We start from the raw sequence: 17,078 nt of genomic DNA on the forward strand, positions 1-17,078 counted from the left end.
TTACCCCGCGAAGAGGCCAGTACAGGAAAAACGGTCAGGCGCGTTGGTTGAATTGCGCCAGCGCCGGCAACAGCTGTTTGTCGATGGCCTGGCGCACCGCCGGCAAGATCGTCGCGCTACCGGTATACATCTGCTCCACCATGCCCTTCAGCGCCCGCGCATTGGGCTCGGTCAGCCCGCGCACCACTGCCTCGCAGGCCTGCTCGGCGCTGGCACCGGGCGGAATGTCGAACCCGCGCGCGCGCAGGTGGCCTGCCAGGTCGTCCTGGTCAATCAAATCCGCATGCATCATGGCTGTTGTCCCTTTTATCGCTAAGAGAGTGCTGCTGTGATTTACGACCGATTCTGTGACGCCGGCGACATACCCGCAACCACAGAATGGCGCCATGGCTGCTTTGGCTAAGAACAGGTCGTTTCCGGCTAAATCGAACTGCCGGGAACTGCGCAAACTCAAGCCATCTACCGCAACGGAGGGTTTGGTCACCCTCGTTCGTGCAACGTGGATGCTGCTCGCTCTTGGCCCCGGGTGCTCACGGCTTCCCGGGGCTATTTTTTTGCCTTCGATGCAGGCGGGCCGCTCCTACACGGGCCTGGTGTTCAAGCCCATCACCCGGCCCAGGTATTCGGCGGGTGGCGGATCCTGTTGCTGGTCCAGCAACCCTTGCAGTAACCCGACACTGCGCTCACTGAACGGCGCCGACTTTGGCCCGGCCAGGTCCACATGCAGCAGCATCTGCTCGCTGGCCGCCAGCACCTCGTCGAACCCCGCCCGATGCAGGCTGTGGTAGACGTGCAAGCGCTTGCGATCGACGCCGATGATCTGGGTCTGCACCCACACCTCGCAGCCCAGCTTCACTTCGTGCAGGTAGTTGATGTGCGCTTCCAGGGTGAACAGCGAATTGCCGCTTTGCCCCCGGCTGTCGGCATCCAGGCCGATGCGCTCCATCAGCGCATCGGTGGCATAGCTGAAAATCAGCAGATAGAAGGCATCGCGCAGATGCCCGTTGTAGTCGACCCAGTCCTCCTGGACCGGGGTGCGGTAGGTGATCAGTGCGGGCATTACAGGGTCCTCAATCGCCGAAGGCCATGCCGTGGTGGGCCTTGCTGGTCTTCACGGCGTCCAGCACGGCCAGCAGGGTGTCATCACGATAGCGCTCCAGCGCGGCGATGCTACGTTCGCCCAGCTGTTCCGAGGTGCCTGCGACCACGTCGTCGATCAGTTTGTCGGTCAGCTCCGGTGCTGGCAGGTAGGTCCAGGGCAGCTTCAGCGCCGGGCCGAACTGGGCCATGAAGTGGCGCATGCCGGCGTCGCCCCCGGCCAGGGTGTAGGTGAGAAACGTGCCCATGAACGACCAGCGCAGGCCGGCGCCGAAGCGGATTGCATCGTCGATTTCGCCCGTGCTGGCCACGCCATCGTTGACCAGGTGCAGGGCTTCGCGCCACAGCGCCTCAAGCAGGCGGTCGGCGATGAAGCCGGGGACCTCCTTGCGCACATGCAGCGGGCGCATGCCCAGTGCGGTGTAGATGGCCTTGGCTGCTTCGATGGCCTCGGGCGCGGTGCGTTTGCCGCCGACAATCTCTACCAGCGGCAGCAGATACACCGGGTTGAACGGGTGGCCGACCACGCAGCGCTCGGGGTGGGTGGCCGACTCGTAGAACTCGCTGGGCAACAGGCCTGAGGTGCTGCTGCCGATGATGGCGTCGGGTTTGGCCGCGGCGCTGATTTTCGCGTGCAGGTCGAGCTTCAGGTCCAGCCGCTCCGGCGCGCTTTCCTGGATGAAATCGGCGTCACGCACGCATTCCTCGATGGTGGCCACGAACTTCAGCCGGTCCGGGGAAGCACCCGGCGCCAGGCCTTGCTTTTGCAATGCCGGCCAGGCATTGGCAATCCGCTTGCGCAGCGCCTGTTCGGCGCCGGGTGCCGGGTCCCAGGCGACCACGTCCAGGCCGTGGGCCAGGGCGCGGGCGACCCAGCCGCTGCCGATCACGCCGCTACCCAGGGCAGCGAAGGTGTTGATCTGGGTGATGAAGGTCATGCTGTTCTCCTGAATGGCTCAGCGGCGGTTGAGGTTCATCTTTTCCCGGCCTTCAGCCGGGGTAAGCACACGGGCACCAAGGCGCGAAATGATTTCTACCGCGCGCTCGACCAGCTGGCCGTTGCTGGCCAGCACGCCGCGGTCCAGGTACAGGTTGTCTTCCAGGCCCACCCGCACGTTGCCACCCAGCAGCACCGCCTGGGCGGCCATCGGCATCTGCATGCGGCCGATGCCGAAGCCGGCCCAGGTGACATTGGCCGGCAGGTTGTCGACCATCGCCTTCATGGTGGTGGTATCGGCCGGCGCACCCCACGGAATGCCCAGGCACAGCTGGAACAGCGGGTCGTCCAGCAGGCCTTCCTTGATCATCTGCTTGGCGAACCACAGGTGGCCGGTGTCGAAGATTTCCAGCTCGGCCTTGACCCCCAGTTCGGTGATGCGCCGGGCGCCGGCACGCAGCTGCGCCGGGGTGGAAACGTAGATCGAATTGCCGTCACCGAAGTTGAGGGTGCCGCAGTCCAGGGTGCAGATCTCCGGCAGCAGCGCTTCGACATGGGCCAGGCGTTCCAGCGGGCCGATCAGGTCGGTGCCGGGGCCGAACTCCAGCGGCGTTTCGCCCGGGCCGATCTCCAGGTCGCCGCCCATGCCGGCGGTGAGGTTGACGATGATGTCCACATCGGCTTCGCGGATGCGTTCCATGACTTCGCGGTACAGCGCCACGTCGCGGCTGAAGCGGCCGGTCTGCGGGTCGCGAACGTGGCAGTGCACCACGGTGGCGCCGGCTCTGGCTGCTTCCACGGCGGCGTCGGCGATCTGCTTGGGGGTGACCGGGACCAGGTGGCTTTTCGAGGCGGTGTCGCCAGCGCCGGTGAGCGCACAGGTGATGATGACGTCGTGGTTCATGGTGGGTTCCTTTGTTGTCCGTAGTGGCCTTGTCGCCGGCAAGCCGGCTCCCACAGGGTTCGCGGTCAACCCTGGCGAGCATTGTTCCTGTGGGAGCCGGCTTGGCGGCGATGGGGCCTTGTCAGTTGGCGGTGAGCTTGAGGTTGTCCGCCGCCGGCTTGCCATCGAAGGTGGTCACCCCCTCAAGCCAGCGGGCCTTGTCCTGGGGATGGTCCTTGAGCCATTGGCGGGCCGATTCCAACGGGTCCTTGTGATCGAGCAGCGGCTGCATCATGCGGCTCTCGTCTTCGGCGCTGAAGTTGAGGTTGGCCAGCAGGCGGTTGGCGTTGGGGCAGCGTTCGGCATAATCCGGCGCGGTCACTGTCCAGACCGTCGCGCGGCCTTCGTCAGGGCCCAGGGCGTCCTGGCTGTCGCCGAGATAGACCATGTCGATGTTCACGTTCATCGGGTGCGGCGCCCAGCCGAAGAACACCACCGCCTCCTTGCGCCGTACTGCGCGGTCGACGGCGGCGAGCATGCCGGCCTCGCTGGACTCGACCAGCTGGAACTTGCCCAGGCCGAACTGGTTCTTGGCGATCATCGCCTTGATCTGGGTGTTGGCGCCGGAGCCCGGCTCGATGCCGTAGATTTTACCGCCCAGCTCCTTTTCGAACTTGTGGATATCGGCGAAAGTCTTCAGGCCCTTGTCGGCCAGGTACTTCGGCACCGCCAGGGTGGCGCGGGCATCTTCCAGGCTCGGCTTGTCGAGCACCTTGACCTGTTTGGCGTCGATGAACGGGGTGATGGTCTGGGTCATGATCGGGTTCCAGTACCCGAGGAACATGTCCAGGCGTTTATCACGGATGCCGGCAAAGATGATCTGCTGCGACGCACTGGTCTGCTTGGTCTGGTAGCCCAGGCCGTCGAACAGTACCTGGGCCATGGCGCTGGTGGCGATGACGTCGGTCCAGTTGACCACGCCCAGGCGGACGTTCTTGCAGGCCGCGGGTTCGGCGGCATAAAGCGGGGAAGCGACGATAGTGCTCAGGGCTACGGACAACAGGCTGCGGCGGATCAAGCGTTGCATGGTGGCTCTCCATCGGCAGGGCGTTTTTTATAGGGGCCGGCCTCTCTGGGCCGTGTGAACACGCTACGCTGCTGCCAGGGTGGAAAATCGCACCCTGGCGACCAACAATTGCACGGAGGCGACCACCTTTGCCGTGGAGCATGCAATGCCGCAAATCATCCATTTCCTGCTGTTGCCTGGTTTCTCGGCGATCGGCTTCATCAGTGCCCTGGAGCCGCTGCGGGTGGCGAACCGTTTCAAAGGCCCATCGTATAGCTGGCAGGTGCTGAGCCTGGATGGCGGCGCGGTGCAGGCCAGCAATGGCATGTCGGTGAATGCCGATGCAGCGCTGGCGGCGGCTGAACCTGGCGGTGTCCTGCTGATCGTCGCCGGTTTCGACCCTCTGGCCTGCTACGGGCCGGCCTTGCAACACGCGCTGCGCCGCCTCGACCGCTATGGGGTGATTCTGGGCGGCATCGACACCGGTGCGGTGGTGCTGGCCGAGGCCGGCCTGCTGGATGGCCACCGCGCCACGGTGCATTGGGAGGCGCTCGAAGCGTTCAAGGAGAACTACCCGAACCTGCAGGCGACCCAGGAGCTGTTCGAGATCGACCGGCGGCGCATCACCTGCGCCGGCGGTACCGCTTCGATCGACCTGATGCTCGACCTGATCGCACAAGCCCACGGTAGCGAACTGGCTGTGCAAGTGTCGGAGCAGTTCGTGCTGGGGCGTATCCGCCAGCGCCAGGACCATCAGCGCATGCAGATCGCCAGCCGCTACGGCATCAGCAACAAGAAGCTGGTGAAGGTGATTGGCGAAATGGAGCGCAACACCGAACAGCCGCTCAACACCCAGGTGCTGGCCGATGCGGTGCAGGTGACCCGGCGGCAGCTGGAGCGCCTGTTTCGCCTGCACCTGGACGACACGCCCAGCGGTTTCTACCTGCGCCTGCGGCTGGACAAGGCCCGCCAGCTGTTGCGCCAGACCGACATGAGCGTGCTGGAGGTGGGGGTGGCGTGCGGGTTCGAATCGGCTTCGTACTTCACCCGCTGCTATCGGGCGCGCTATCAGCGCTGCCCGCGGGAGGACCGTCTGGCCCGGGCGGTTTGATTTCCGCCCGTTCTCAGCCTGTCGCTGGCACGACTACGGGATCTTACTGCTGGCCTATGGACTGCAAATACTCCGAACGGTCATCACTGCGCTGCGCCACGCAGGTATCCCAGGCTGCCTGGAACGCCTTGCTGCCGGGTTTTTCGGCGAAGGTCTCGACCTTGCAGTCGGCATCGCGCAGCTGCGTCCACAGCTTTTCGGCAGCCTCCATGCGCGTGACCAGTGCGTTCGCCTGGCTGCCTTCGTCGGCGTATTGGTCATGGATGCGCTGGATCAGGTCGTCATATGCCGCTTTCAGCTCGCGTTCGGCGGTCTGCTTGTTGAAAGCAGCGCAGGCGTAGCTCTGCTGGTCGGTCTCGACGTTGTCGCACGGGGTGCTTTCTTCCTCGCCGGCCTGGGCGCCCGACACGACAGCCAGCAGTACCAGCCATGCCATTGATTTCATCCGTATTCTCCTCAACAGGCTGACGAATCGCAGGGATTCTCGCTCAGACGACGGCGCCGCGGTAGCTACCTGAACAAATGTTCATAAAAGCCTGGAAAACGTCGTTATCGAGACTGTCTCTCATCCCCGAGCGGCGTCGCCAAGGCGCTGGAACAGGCGTGTTGTCGCGCATTGACGCTTTCGGCAAACCCCCTGTCGTTTTTGCATCGGGGCGCCGTTGGGCACAGGCATATGCTGGCCCCAAAGCGCCGGCACAAGGTTTGGCGCCTACCTATTCAATAAAAGGGGACAGCCTGATGAGCCCAGCCGAACTTCACGCCGACAGCATCGTCATCGACGGCCTGATCATTGCCAAATGGAACCGCGAGCTGTTCGAAGACATGCGCAAAGGCGGGCTGACTGCGGCCAACTGCACGGTTTCGGTCTGGGAAGGCTTCAAGGCAACCGTCGACAACATCGCCGCCAGCCAGAAGCTGATCCGCGAAAACAGCGACCTGGTCATGCCGGTGCGCACCACCGCCGACATCCGCAAGGCCAAGGAGCTGGGCAAGACCGGCATCCTCTTCGGCTTCCAGAACGCCCACGCGTTCGAAGACCAGATCGCCTACGTAGATGTGTTCAAGCAACTGGGCGTGGGTATCGTGCAGATGTGCTACAACACCCAGAACCTGGTGGGCACCGGTTGCTACGAGCGTGACGGCGGCCTGTCGGGCTTCGGTCGCGAGATCGTCGCCGAGATGAACCGCGTCGGCATCATGTGCGACCTGTCCCACGTTGGCTCCAAGACCTCCGAAGAAGTCATCCTCGAATCGAAAAAGCCGGTGTGCTACTCGCACTGCCTGCCGTCGGGCCTGAAAGAACACCCACGCAACAAGTCGGACGAAGAACTGAAGTTCATCGCCGACCACGGTGGTTTCGTTGGCGTGACCATGTTCGCGCCGTTCCTGGCCAAGGGCATCGACTCGACCATCGACGACTACGCCGAAGCCATCGAATACACCATGAACATCGTCGGTGAAGACGCCATCGGTATCGGTACCGACTTCACCCAGGGCCACGGCCAGGACTTCTTCGAGTACCTGACCCACGACAAGGGCTATGCCCGTCGCCTGACCAACTTCGGCAAGATCATCAACCCGCTGGGTATTCGTACCGTGGGCGAATTCCCCAACCTCACCGAAACCTTGCTCAAGCGCGGCCACTCCGAGCGCGTGGTGCGCAAGATCATGGGCGAGAACTGGGTCAACGTCCTCAAGGACGTGTGGGGCGAATAAGCCGCTCTCCAAGCCTGTAAGCCCCTGCCAGCAACGCCGGGGCATCCCAAACAAAATTTTTATGGAGTTGAGTTTCCATGGCCAAGATCGCCCCGCAATTGCCAATCGAAGTCGACAGCGAAACCGGTGTCTGGACCAGCGACGCCCTGCCGATGCTGTATGTACCGCGCCATTTCTTCGTCAACAACCACATGGGGATCGAAGAAGTCCTCGGCGCCGACAAGTACGCCGAGATCCTCTACAAGGCCGGCTACAAGTCCGCCTGGCACTGGTGTGAAAAAGAAGCCGAATGCCATGGCCTGGAAGGCGTAGCGGTGTTCGAGCACTACATGAAGCGCCTGAGCCAGCGCGGTTGGGGCCTGTTCGAGATCCAGGACATCGACCTGGACAAGGGTACCTGCAGCGTCAAGCTCAAGCACTCGGCGTTCGTGTACGTCTATGGCAAGTGCGGCCGCAAGGTCGACTACATGTTCACCGGCTGGTTCGCCGGCGCCATGGACCAGATTCTCGCTGCCCGCGGCAGCTCGATCCGCACCGTGGCCGAACAGGTCTACGGCGGTTCGGAAGAAGGCCACGAAGATGGCCTGTTCGTCGTCAAGCCGTTGTAAGCCGGAGATAGCGTCATGGCATTCGAAGCAATGTTCCAGCCGATCCAGATCGGCAAACTGACCATCCGCAACCGCGTGCTCAGCACCGCACACGCGGAGGTCTACGCCACTGACGGCGGCATGACGACCGACCGCTATGTGAAGTACTACGAGGAAAAGGCCAAGGGTGGTATCGGCCTGGCGATCTGCGGCGGCTCGTCTGTCGTCGCCATCGACAGCCCGCAGGAATGGTGGTCGTCGGTCAACCTGTCGACCGACCGCATCATCCCGCACTTCCAGAACCTGGCTGACGCCATGCACAAGCATGGCGCCAAGATCATGATCCAGATTACCCACATGGGCCGGCGCTCGCGCTGGGACGGCTTCAACTGGCCGACCCTGATGTCGCCGTCGGGTATCCGTGAACCCGTGCACCGTGCCACCTGCAAGACCATCGAGGTGGAAGAGATCTGGCGCGTGATCGGCAACTACGCGCAAGCGGCACGCCGCGCCAAAGAGGGCGGCCTGGACGGCGTGGAACTGTCGGCCGTGCACCAGCACATGATCGACCAGTTCTGGAGCCCGCGGGTCAACAAGCGTACCGACGAGTGGGGTGGCACTTTCGAAGGCCGCATGAAGTTCGGCCTGGAAGTGCTCAAGGCCGTGCGCGCCGAGGTCGGTGACGACTTCTGCGTGGGCATGCGCATTTGTGGCGACGAGTTCCATCCGGACGGCCTCAGCCATGAAGACATGAAGCAGATCGCCGCGTACTACGACGCCACCGGCATGATCGACTTCATCGGTGTGGTCGGCTCGGGTTGCGACACCCACAACACCCTGGCCAACGTCATCCCCAACATGAGCTACCCGCCGGAGCCGTTCCTGCACCTGGCGGCCGGCATCAAGGAAGTGGTCAAGGTCCCGGTACTGCACGCGCAGAACATCAAGGACCCGAACCAGGCCACGCGTATCCTCGAAGGCGGCTACGTGGACATGGTCGGCATGACCCGTGCGCATATCGCCGACCCGCACCTGATCGCCAAGATCAAGATGGGCCAGATCGACCAGATCAAGCAGTGCGTCGGTGCCAACTACTGCATCGACCGCCAGTACCAGGGCCTGGACGTGCTGTGCATCCAGAACGCCGCGACCTCCCGTGAATACATGGGCGTGCCGCACATCATCGAGAAGACCACCGGTGCCAAGCGCAAGGTGGTGGTAGTGGGCGCCGGCCCGGCCGGCATGGAAGCGGCCCGCGTGGCTGCCGAACGTGGCCACGACGTGACCCTGTTCGAGAAGAAGGAGCAGATCGGCGGGCAGATCACCATCGCCGCCAAGGCGCCGCAGCGTGACCAGATCGCTGGTATCACCCGCTGGTACCAGCTGGAGCTGGCGCGCCTGAAGGTCGACCTGCGCCTGGGCACCGCCGCCGACGTGGCGACCATCCAGGACTTGCGCCCGGACATCATCGTGCTGGCAGTGGGTGGGCATTCGTTCCTCGAGCAGAACGAGCACTGGGGCGCCGCCGAAGGGCTGGTGGTCAGCAGCTGGGACGTGCTCGACGGCAAGGTGGCACCGGGCAAGAACGTGCTGGTGTACGACACCATCTGCGAATTCACCGGCATGTCGGTGGCCGACTTCATTGCCGACAAGGGCAGCCAGGTCGAGATCGTCACCGACGACATCAAGCCGGGCGTGGCCATGGGCGGTACCAGCTTCCCGACCTACTACCGCAGCATATACCCGAAAGAAGTGATCATGACCGGCGACATGATGCTGGAAAAGGTCTACCGCGAGGGTGACAAGCTGGTGGCGGTGCTGGAGAACGAATACACCGGCGCCAAGGAAGAGCGCGTGGTCGACCAGGTGGTGGTGGAGAACGGCGTGCGTCCTGACGAGCAGCTGTACTACGCGCTGAAGGAAGGTTCGCGCAACAAGGGCCAGATCGACGTGGAGGCGCTGTTCGCCATCAAGCCACAGCCGATCCTCAGCCAGCCGGGCGAAGGCTACCTGCTGTACCGCATCGGCGACTGCGTGGCCCAGCGCAACGTGCATGCGGCGATCTACGACGCCTTGCGCCTGTGCAAGGACTTCTGATCGAGAAAAATCGTCACCAACGGGCGTGGTCCCTGTGGGAGCGGGTTCACCCGCGAAAGCGTCAGCACAAGCAACAGAGTTGTCTGATCTGACGCATTCGCGGGTAAACCCGCTCCCACAAGGGGCCAATCCCATCTTCAGAGTGGCGCAAGAATCCAGCTGTTGTGGGAGCCTCCCATGTTGAACACCCTTCTACCCATCCTGCTGTTCGCTGCCCTTGGCCTGGCAGTGCTCGGCGCCCTGCGCCGGGTGCGCATGTGGCGGCGTGGCCGGCCCTCCAAGGTCAACCTGATCGGTGGCCTGCTGGCCATGCCGCGCCGTTACCTGGTGGACCTGCACCACGTGGTCGAGCGCGACAAGTACATGTCCAAGACCCACGTGGCCACCGCAGGCGGCTTCGTGCTGTCGGCCGCATTGGCGATCCTGGTGCACGGCTTCGGCCTGCAGAGCAAGATCCTCGGCTACGCGTTGCTGGTGGCCACGGTGATCATGTTCACTGGCGCCATCTTCGTCTTCAAACGCCGCCTCAACCCGCCTTCGCGGCTGTCCAAGGGGCCGTGGATGCGCCTGCCGAAGAGCCTGCTGGCGTTCGCCGCGAGCTTCTTCATCGCCACCTTGCCGGTCGCCGGCATCCTGCCTGCCAATACCGGCGGCTGGGTGATGGTCGCCATTCTCGGCCTGGGCGTGCTGTGGGGCGTGTCCGAACTGTTCTTCGGCATGACCTGGGGCGGGCCGATGAAACACGCCTTCGCCGGTGCCCTGCACCTGGCCTGGCACCGCCGTGCCGAGCGCTTCGGCGGCGGCCGCTCCACCGGCCTCAAGCCGCTGGACCTGGAAGACCCGAACGCACCGCTGGGCGTGGAAAAACCGGTGGACTTCACCTGGAACCAGCTGCTGGGCTTCGATGCCTGCGTGCAGTGCGGCAAATGTGAAGCCATGTGCCCGGCGTTTGCCGCCGGCCAGCCGCTGAACCCGAAAAAGCTCATCCAGGACATGGTCATCGGCCTGGCCGGTGGTACCGACGCCCAGTTCGCCGGCAGCCCATACCCTGGCAAGCCGATCGGCGAGCATGGCGGCCACCCGCACCAGCCGATCGTCAATGGCCTGGTCGATGCCGAAACGCTGTGGTCCTGCACCACCTGCCGTGCCTGCGTCGAGGAATGCCCGATGATGATCGAGCACGTCGATGCCATCGTCGACATGCGCCGCCACCTCACTCTGGAAAAGGGCGCCACGCCGAACAAGGGCGCCGAGGTGCTGGACAACCTGATCGCCACCGACAACCCGGGCGGCTTCGCCCCCGGTGGGCGCATGAACTGGGCCGCCGACCTCAACCTGCAACTGCTGTCGGAGGTGAAAACCACCGAGGTGCTGTTCTGGGTCGGTGATGGTGCCTTCGACATGCGCAACCAGCGCACCTTGCGTTCGTTCGTCAAGGTGCTCAAGGCCTCCGGCGTGGACTTTGCCGTGCTCGGCCTCGAAGAGCGCGACAGCGGCGACGTGGCGCGCCGTCTGGGCGACGAAGCGACCTTCCAGCAACTGGCCAAGCGCAATATCCAGACCCTGGCCAAGTACAGGTTCCAGCGCATCGTCACTTGTGACCCACACAGCTTCCATGTGCTGAAGAACGAGTACGGCGCTTTGGGCGGTGAGTACCAGGTGCAGCACCACAGCACCTACATCGCCGAACTGATCGCGGCCAACAAGCTCAACCTTGGCCAGCATAAAGGTGGCAGCGTCACTTACCACGACCCGTGCTACCTGGGTCGCTACAACGGTGAATACGAAGCCCCGCGGGCAGTGCTCAAGGCGCTGGGTATCGAAGTGCGCGAAATGGAACGCTCCGGCTTCCGCTCGCGCTGCTGTGGCGGTGGCGGCGGTGCGCCGATTACCGACATCCCGGGCAAGCAGCGGATCCCCGACATGCGCATGGACGACATCCGCCAGACCGAGGCCGAGCTGGTGGCCGTGGGTTGTCCACAGTGCACCGCGATGCTCGAAGGCGTGGTCGAACCGCGCCCACAGATCAAGGACCTGGCCGAGCTGGTCGCCGACGTGCTGATCGAAGAGGACGCGCCTGCAGCGGCCAAGACGCAAACGGCCAAACGTGAACCTGCGGAGGTGCACTGATGAGCGACATTATCCGCCGCGACCCGCGCGCCGAGTGGATCGCCCGTAACCGTCTGCACCCGCTGCACGCAGCGATGCAGACCCAGCAAACCCGCTGGATGGGGCCGAACGGCCTGATCCGCAAGAACCCTCACGCGATAGCCGCAGGCTTCATCGGCCCTGCCGGCCTCAAGCGCATCGACCGCAGCGGTGCCCAGCAGGGCACCGGTGTGGGCGGGCGACGCACGGCGGCGGCGGAGGTCAAGCTGCCGTTGCACCAGGTGGCGGCACCGGCGTTCTACATCGCCGTGGTGCCGGACATGGTCGGTGGCCGCCTGAGCAGCCACGACCGCGACCTGCTCGGCCTGGCCCACAGCCTGGCCGGCAGTGATGGTGCGGTTTTGGCGGTGGTGTTTGGCGAGCATAAGGAAAGCAACTTTTCCACAGCCGGTGTCGACCGCCTGCTGGTCATCGAGGGCGAGGCCTTCGAAGGTTATGCACCGGAGCAACTGGTGCAGGGCCTGCGCGCTGTGGATAACCAGTTCACGCCACGCCACTGGCTGCTGCCCGACAGCCGCACCGGTGGCGGCGAACTGGGCCGACGCCTGGGCGCAGCGCTGGGCGAGCGCCCGGCGACGCGGGTATGGCAGGTCAAGGATGGCCAGTGCATCGGCCGTGCTGGTGCCGGCCAGCAAGACCTGCAACGCGCCGTGCCGCGCCTGATCCTGGCGGCGGCCGAATGCGCCGAGCCGGTCAGCGAAACCCGCCATGAAGCGCTGCCGGTAGAGTTGTCCACAAGTGTTCCGCGCAGCCTGTCGCGTATCGAAGACCTCGGCTCGGTGGCCGTCGACCCGGCCACCATTGCCATGGCCGAGGCCGAGTTCATTGTCTCCGGTGGTAACGGGGTCAAGGACTGGGACCTGTACCACCAGGCTACTGCAGCGTTGGGCGCTACCGAAGGCGCCTCGCGGGTAGCGGTGGATGATGGTTTCATGCCGCGCAACCGCCAGGTGGGCGCTACCGGTACCTGGGTTACCGCACGGGTCTACGTGGCCGTGGGTATCTCGGGTGCGATCCAGCACCTGCAGGGCATTGGTGCCTGCGACAAGGTGGTGGCCATCAACATGGACCCAGGCTGCGACATGATCAAACGGGCCGACCTGTCGGTAATTGGCGACAGCTCGGCAATCCTCAAGGCACTGATCGAAGCTGTGGATAACTACCGCAGCGGCGGCCAGCGCGACGCGGCATAAGGGCAAGAGCATGAGTACCAAAGTGATCAGCCTGGTTTCCATCGGTGCCCACCCCAGCTCTGGCCGCGCGCGCCGCGCCGAGCAGGATGCCCGCGCGGTGGAACTGGGCTTGCAGCTGGCTGGGGATAATTTGCAGGTGGTGCATGCCGGCGACCCACGCGAAGAGGCACTGCGCGCCTACCTGGGCATGGGCCTGGACCATCTGGATGTGCTGGAGCAGCCGGCCGGTGCCGATGTGCTGGGCGTGCTCGGCGACTACCTGCGTGACGCCGGAGCCCAGCTGGTGCTGACCGGTAGCCAGGCAGAGACCGGCGAAGGGTCGGGCATGCTGCCATTCTTGCTGGCGGAAAAACTCGGCTGGCCGTTGATCGTGGGCTTGGCCGAAGTGGAATCGATCGATAATGGCACCGCCCAGGTATTGCAGGCTTTGCCACGTGGTCAGCGGCGCCGGCTGAAGGTGCGCCTGCCGCTGCTGGCGACTGTGGATAACGCCGCGCCCAAACCGCGCCAGAGTGCCTTCGGGCCGGCGCGCCGGGGTGTCCTGGCGGCACGCAACGTGGCCATCGTCGAAGACCCGCTGCTGGCCGAGGCCGAGCTGCAGCCGGCCCGCCCGCGGCCCAAGCGGCTGAAAGTGATCAAGGCCAAGAGCGGCGCCGACCGCATGAAGGCGGCAACCGCCAAGGCCAGTGGTGGCGGTGGCAAAGTGTTGAAAGACGTTACTCCGCAGGAAGGCGCCGAAGCCATCCTCAAGCTGCTGGTGGAAGAAGGCGTCCTGCGCTGAAGTTGTAGAAGCGGCCTTGCGTCGCGATGGGCTGCGCGGCGACCCCCGGATCTTGAGCCAGACTCAGGGTTGCGGGGCTACTGCGCAGCCCATCGCGGCGCAAGGCCGCTCCTGCATTCAGGACTAGATATCGGCCGTGTAATTTTGCCCACCAAATCTGTTCGCCAACATGTGGATAAAGTGTTGGCGCATGGCCGCAGGCCTAGTGTCACGCCGCCTCTATTGATTTGCTCAAAAAACAGTCAGTCTCTTTCAAGGTGCCTGCATGCCTGGCACATCAGCATCTTCCTGATTTGCCCACAATCGCTGTTAGCCCCTCTGTGGATAATATGTTCGGTATCCGCTGCGAGCCACGTATTCCGGGGCGTTGACAGATTTGTTCAAAAACTGATCAAGCCTCGCTTTTCACCCACTCCGAACTTGATAATCAGGGCTTTGCAGCGCTTATCCACAATTCCGTTGCGAATGCTTGCGTGGTTGCCCACAAACTCTGTTGGTGGCTCTGTGGATAAGGTGTATGAACACCGCTGCATCCGAGTGTGCATGCGGGTTTGACCGAGTTGGTCAAACATTGATCAGCCATTCGCGGGGCGGGTGTTTCGGGGGGAGGGGTGAACGCGGTTTCAGACGGGGAGTGAAGGCAGGAAAAACCCCGCCACCAAACATCGTTCAGTGGCGGGGGTCGGGTTTACTGCGCCTGCACTTCCTTCAGGTAAGGTGCCGGCTCAGCCCCCAGGTTGTTGAGCAACCGCTGGCTGTACCAGTCGATGAAATTGACCACGCCGAACTCGTAGGTCTTCGAGTAAGGGCCAGGCTGGTACGCAGTGGAGTTGATCCCGCGCTGGTTCTCTTCGGCCAGGCGGCGGTCCTGGTCGTTGGTGGCGTCCCACACCTTGCGCATGCGCTCCGGATCGTAATCGACACCTTCCACGGCATCCTTGTGTACCAGCCACTTGGTGGTGACCATGGTTTCCTGGGCGCTGATCGGCCACACGGTGAACACGATCATGTGGTCGCCCATGCAGTGGTTCCACGAGTGTGGCAGGTGCAGGATGCGCATCGAGCCCAGGTCCGGGTTCTTGATGCGGCCCATCAGCTTCTGGCAGGCCTGCTTGCCGTCCATGGTCATCGACACGGTGCCCTTGAGCAGCGGCATGCGCACGATGCGGTTACGCAGGCCATGGCTCTTGTGCAGGTACGGGATTTTCTCGGCTTCCCAGGCAGCGGCCGAGGCGGCCACGTGGTCCTTGAATTCCTGGCTGGCGCGCGGATCGTTGGTGTCGTCCCATTCCAGCAGGGTCTGCAGCAGTTCCGGGTGCGAACCGTTGCAGTGGTAGCACTCGCGGTTGTTTTCCAGCACCAGCTTCCAGTTGGCCTTTTCCATCAAGGTGGTTTGCACCGCCACCTTGGTGTTCTCCATGTCGTACGGCTCCATGTAGTGGTCCAGGGTGGCCAGGAAGTCGTCGATGGCAGGCGGGTTCTCCGCCAGGCTGATGAAGATGTAGCCGCCGGCGACTTTGACGTTCACCGGCTTCAGGCCGTACTGGTTCATGTCGAAGTCGGCGCCCATTTCGGTGCCGGCGAACAGCAGGCGGCCGTCCAGTTCGTAGGTCCACTGGTGGTACGGGCAGACCAGCTTGGCCACCTTGCCCTTGTCGCTGAGGCACAGGCGCGAGCCGCGGTGACGGCAGACGTTGTGGAAGGCATGCACCTTGCCTTCGGCACCACGCACCACAATGATCGGGTTCTTGCCGATCTGCAGGGTGATGTAATTGCCCTTGGCCGGAATCTCGCAGGTCATGCCGGCAATCAGCCACTCCTTGTGGAAGATCTCCTGCATGTCGATCTGGAACAGACGCTCGTCGTTGTAGAACGGCTGCGGCAGCGAGAAGGTGCGCTCGCGGGTCTGCAGCATTTCGGCGGTTGCCTTGCGTGCAGGTTCCAGTGGATCGCCCAGGCTCAGGGTTGCGGTGACGTCCATCGTGTATTCCTCGGGGCCGTGTGCGGCCGGCAAAAGGTGGCTAATCGTTGTTGTGGTGCCGCAAGGCTGCTTATCAAGAAACAGCGGTTGTTTTGCCGTGGAGTGTGCGTCCGAAGACGTCGCGAACCGTATCCATGGGCGACATGGCCGAATTGAATTACGACTCCGCAGCCCTTGTGGTGCGCGGCTGGTCGCGATAAGCACGCCGATGTCGCTGGCAGGAATGTACGTCGTCTTCAGCTTGCGCATTATCCAAGCCATAAAAGGCCAATAGTCGGCTGCTGGAGATGAACATGTCCGATACCTTCCTCAATCCGGTCACCACCCAGACCTGGGCCAACGGCCGCCACATCGTGCGCTGCGTCAAGGTCATCCAGGAGACCTGGGACGTGCGCACCTTCTGCTTCATGGCCGACCAGCCGATCATGTTTTTCTTCAAGCCTGGGCAGTTCGTCACCCTGGAGCTGGAGATCGAAGGCAAGCCGGTGATGCGCTCCTACACCATCTCCAGCTCGCCTTCGGTGCCCTACAGCTTCTCGATCACGGTCAAGCGCGTACCGGGCGGCCTGGTGTCCAACTTCCTCCACGACACCATGCACGAAGGCGCCGAACTGCCAGTGCACGGCCCGGTCGGGCTGTTCAACGCCATCGATTTCCCGGCGCAGAAGGTGCTGTACCTTTCCGGTGGCGTGGGCATTACCCCGGTGATGTCGATGGCGCGCTGGTTCTACGACACCAACGGCAATGTCGACATGGTATTTGTGCATAGCGCCCGTTCGCCGAAGGACATCATCTACCATCGCGAGCTGGAGCAGATGGCTTCGCGCATCCCCAACTTCAGCCTGCACATCATCTGTGAAAAGCATGGCCTGGGTGAGCCGTGGGCGGGTTATCGCGGCTACCTGAACCAGCGCCTGATGGAACTGATTGCGCCGGACTACATGGAGCGCGTGGTGTTCTGCTGCGGCCCGACGCCGTACATGAGCGCGGTCAAGCGCATGCTCGAAGCGGTGGGCTTCGACATGAAGAACTACCACGAGGAGTCGTTCGGCGCCACGCCGCCGGAAGCCAAGGCGGACGCCGTCGAGCATGCCGAACAGGCTGCCGATGCGCCGGTACTGGACGCCGCCGACCTCAACCTGGTGGAGTTCATCGGCAGCGAGAAGAGTATCCGCATCGCCCCGGGCGAGACCGTGCATGCAGCAGCGGCCAAGGTTGGCCTGATGATCCCGAAAGCCTGCGGTATGGGCATCTGCGGCACCTGCAAGGTGCTCAAGCTGGGCGGTGAAGTTGAGATGGAGCACAACGGCGGCATCACCGAAGAGGACGAAGCCGAGGGCTACATCCTGTCGTGCTGCAGTGTGCCGAAAGGGGATGTGCGGATCGATTACTGATGTGCGGGCCTTTTCGCGGGGCAAGCCCGCTCCCACAGGTTTCACCGCTGGCCTGAGGTAGC

15 protein-coding genes are annotated in these 17,078 nt (G+C 63.5%); 8 read left to right on the plus strand and 7 right to left on the minus strand.

Translation table 11 applies throughout. The features are described 5' to 3' along the window. Positions 1-34: 34 nt before the first annotated feature. From B4L76_RS23110 to choX, 5 genes are all read right to left on the minus strand, one after another. Positions 35-292: a hypothetical protein gene (locus tag B4L76_RS23110; RefSeq protein WP_296235394.1), complete on the minus strand. Its 258-nt coding sequence runs from the start codon at positions 290-292 to the stop codon at positions 35-37. A gap of 288 nt (positions 293-580) precedes the next feature. Next, a complete protein-coding gene (locus B4L76_RS23115; protein ID WP_296235395.1) occupies positions 581-1,060 on the minus strand; it encodes a thioesterase family protein in 480 nt (159 codons plus the stop codon). A gap of 10 nt (positions 1,061-1,070) precedes the next feature. Beyond that, positions 1,071-2,036 carry an L-carnitine dehydrogenase gene (locus tag B4L76_RS23120; protein WP_296235396.1) on the minus strand — a complete coding sequence of 322 codons (966 nt, stop codon included), beginning with the start codon at positions 2,034-2,036 and terminating at the stop codon, positions 1,071-1,073. Between the two features lie 18 nt (positions 2,037-2,054). Beyond that, positions 2,055-2,939, minus strand: coding sequence for a 3-keto-5-aminohexanoate cleavage protein (locus B4L76_RS23125; protein ID WP_296235397.1), 885 nt, complete (start codon positions 2,937-2,939; stop codon positions 2,055-2,057). Positions 2,940-3,060: 121 nt separating this feature from the next. Continuing rightward, a complete protein-coding gene (gene choX / locus B4L76_RS23130; RefSeq protein ID WP_296235398.1) occupies positions 3,061-4,005 on the minus strand; it encodes a choline ABC transporter substrate-binding protein in 945 nt (314 codons plus the stop codon). Positions 4,006-4,150: 145 nt separating this feature from the next. Here choX and B4L76_RS23135 point away from each other — a divergent pair, with 145 nt between their 5' ends. Continuing rightward, a complete protein-coding gene (locus tag B4L76_RS23135) occupies positions 4,151-5,095 on the plus strand; it encodes a GlxA family transcriptional regulator (protein ID WP_296235399.1) in 945 nt (314 codons plus the stop codon). A gap of 43 nt (positions 5,096-5,138) precedes the next feature. Here B4L76_RS23135 and B4L76_RS23140 read toward each other — a convergent pair whose 3' ends face one another. Beyond that, on the minus strand, positions 5,139-5,540 hold the full coding sequence (locus B4L76_RS23140) for a lysozyme inhibitor LprI family protein (protein WP_296235400.1): 402 nt from the start codon (positions 5,538-5,540) through the stop codon (positions 5,139-5,141). 296 nt (positions 5,541-5,836) lie between these two features. Here B4L76_RS23140 and B4L76_RS23145 point away from each other — a divergent pair, with 296 nt between their 5' ends. The 6 genes from B4L76_RS23145 (at position 5,837) to B4L76_RS23170 (ending at position 13,641) form a co-directional block, all read left to right on the plus strand. Further along, a complete protein-coding gene (locus B4L76_RS23145; RefSeq protein WP_023382781.1) occupies positions 5,837-6,814 on the plus strand; it encodes a dipeptidase in 978 nt (325 codons plus the stop codon). 77 nt (positions 6,815-6,891) lie between these two features. Beyond that, positions 6,892-7,422 (plus strand): DUF5943 domain-containing protein, encoded by a 531-nt coding sequence (locus B4L76_RS23150; RefSeq protein ID WP_046614486.1) that lies wholly within the window; start codon positions 6,892-6,894, stop codon positions 7,420-7,422. Positions 7,423-7,437: 15 nt separating this feature from the next. After that, positions 7,438-9,498 (plus strand): dimethylglycine demethylation protein DgcA, encoded by a 2,061-nt coding sequence (dgcA, locus tag B4L76_RS23155; protein WP_225780054.1) that lies wholly within the window; start codon positions 7,438-7,440, stop codon positions 9,496-9,498. Positions 9,499-9,675: 177 nt separating this feature from the next. After that, positions 9,676-11,628, plus strand: coding sequence for a dimethylglycine demethylation protein DgcB (gene dgcB / locus B4L76_RS23160; RefSeq protein ID WP_296235401.1), 1,953 nt, complete (start codon positions 9,676-9,678; stop codon positions 11,626-11,628). Continuing rightward, the gene (locus B4L76_RS23165; protein ID WP_296235402.1) at positions 11,628-12,860 is read left to right on the plus strand and encodes an electron transfer flavoprotein subunit alpha/FixB family protein; all 1,233 of its coding nucleotides are present in this window, start codon (positions 11,628-11,630) and stop codon (positions 12,858-12,860) included. The genes dgcB and B4L76_RS23165 overlap by 1 nt, the downstream gene beginning before the upstream one ends. Before the next feature lie 10 nt (positions 12,861-12,870). Further along, the gene (locus B4L76_RS23170) at positions 12,871-13,641 is read left to right on the plus strand and encodes an electron transfer flavoprotein subunit beta (RefSeq protein ID WP_296235403.1); all 771 of its coding nucleotides are present in this window, start codon (positions 12,871-12,873) and stop codon (positions 13,639-13,641) included. Positions 13,642-14,329: 688 nt separating this feature from the next. On the opposite strand, the gene gbcA is transcribed toward B4L76_RS23170, so the two are convergent. Next, complete coding sequence (gene gbcA / locus B4L76_RS23175; protein ID WP_296235404.1) at positions 14,330-15,622, minus strand: glycine-betaine demethylase subunit GbcA; 1,293 nt, start codon at positions 15,620-15,622, stop codon at positions 14,330-14,332. Between the two features lie 293 nt (positions 15,623-15,915). Here gbcA and gbcB point away from each other — a divergent pair, with 293 nt between their 5' ends. Next, entirely contained in the window at positions 15,916-17,016 is a 1,101-nt protein-coding gene (gbcB, locus tag B4L76_RS23180; RefSeq protein ID WP_296235405.1) for a glycine-betaine demethylase subunit GbcB, read from the plus strand. Positions 17,017-17,078 lie beyond the last annotated feature (62 nt).

This window comes from Pseudomonas sp. UBA4617, assembly GCF_002386445.1.
Taxonomy (GTDB): Bacteria; Pseudomonadota; Gammaproteobacteria; order Pseudomonadales; family Pseudomonadaceae; genus Aquipseudomonas.

Coding starts and splice junctions, on each gene's coding strand:
- B4L76_RS23110 (WP_296235394.1), bottom strand. CDS start 292: ATGATGCATGCGGATTTGATTGACCAGGACGACCTGGCAGGCCACCTG.
- B4L76_RS23115 (WP_296235395.1), bottom strand. CDS start 1,060: ATGCCCGCACTGATCACCTACCGCACCCCGGTCCAGGAGGACTGGGTC.
- B4L76_RS23120 (WP_296235396.1), bottom strand. CDS start 2,036: ATGACCTTCATCACCCAGATCAACACCTTCGCTGCCCTGGGTAGCGGC.
- B4L76_RS23125 (WP_296235397.1), bottom strand. CDS start 2,939: ATGAACCACGACGTCATCATCACCTGTGCGCTCACCGGCGCTGGCGAC.
- choX (WP_296235398.1), bottom strand. CDS start 4,005: ATGCAACGCTTGATCCGCCGCAGCCTGTTGTCCGTAGCCCTGAGCACT.
- B4L76_RS23135 (WP_296235399.1), top strand. CDS start 4,151: ATGCCGCAAATCATCCATTTCCTGCTGTTGCCTGGTTTCTCGGCGATC.
- B4L76_RS23140 (WP_296235400.1), bottom strand. CDS start 5,540: ATGAAATCAATGGCATGGCTGGTACTGCTGGCTGTCGTGTCGGGCGCC.
- B4L76_RS23145 (WP_023382781.1), top strand. CDS start 5,837: ATGAGCCCAGCCGAACTTCACGCCGACAGCATCGTCATCGACGGCCTG.
- B4L76_RS23150 (WP_046614486.1), top strand. CDS start 6,892: ATGGCCAAGATCGCCCCGCAATTGCCAATCGAAGTCGACAGCGAAACC.
- dgcA (WP_225780054.1), top strand. CDS start 7,438: ATGGCATTCGAAGCAATGTTCCAGCCGATCCAGATCGGCAAACTGACC.
- dgcB (WP_296235401.1), top strand. CDS start 9,676: ATGTTGAACACCCTTCTACCCATCCTGCTGTTCGCTGCCCTTGGCCTG.
- B4L76_RS23165 (WP_296235402.1), top strand. CDS start 11,628: ATGAGCGACATTATCCGCCGCGACCCGCGCGCCGAGTGGATCGCCCGT.
- B4L76_RS23170 (WP_296235403.1), top strand. CDS start 12,871: ATGAGTACCAAAGTGATCAGCCTGGTTTCCATCGGTGCCCACCCCAGC.
- gbcA (WP_296235404.1), bottom strand. CDS start 15,622: ATGGACGTCACCGCAACCCTGAGCCTGGGCGATCCACTGGAACCTGCA.
- gbcB (WP_296235405.1), top strand. CDS start 15,916: ATGTCCGATACCTTCCTCAATCCGGTCACCACCCAGACCTGGGCCAAC.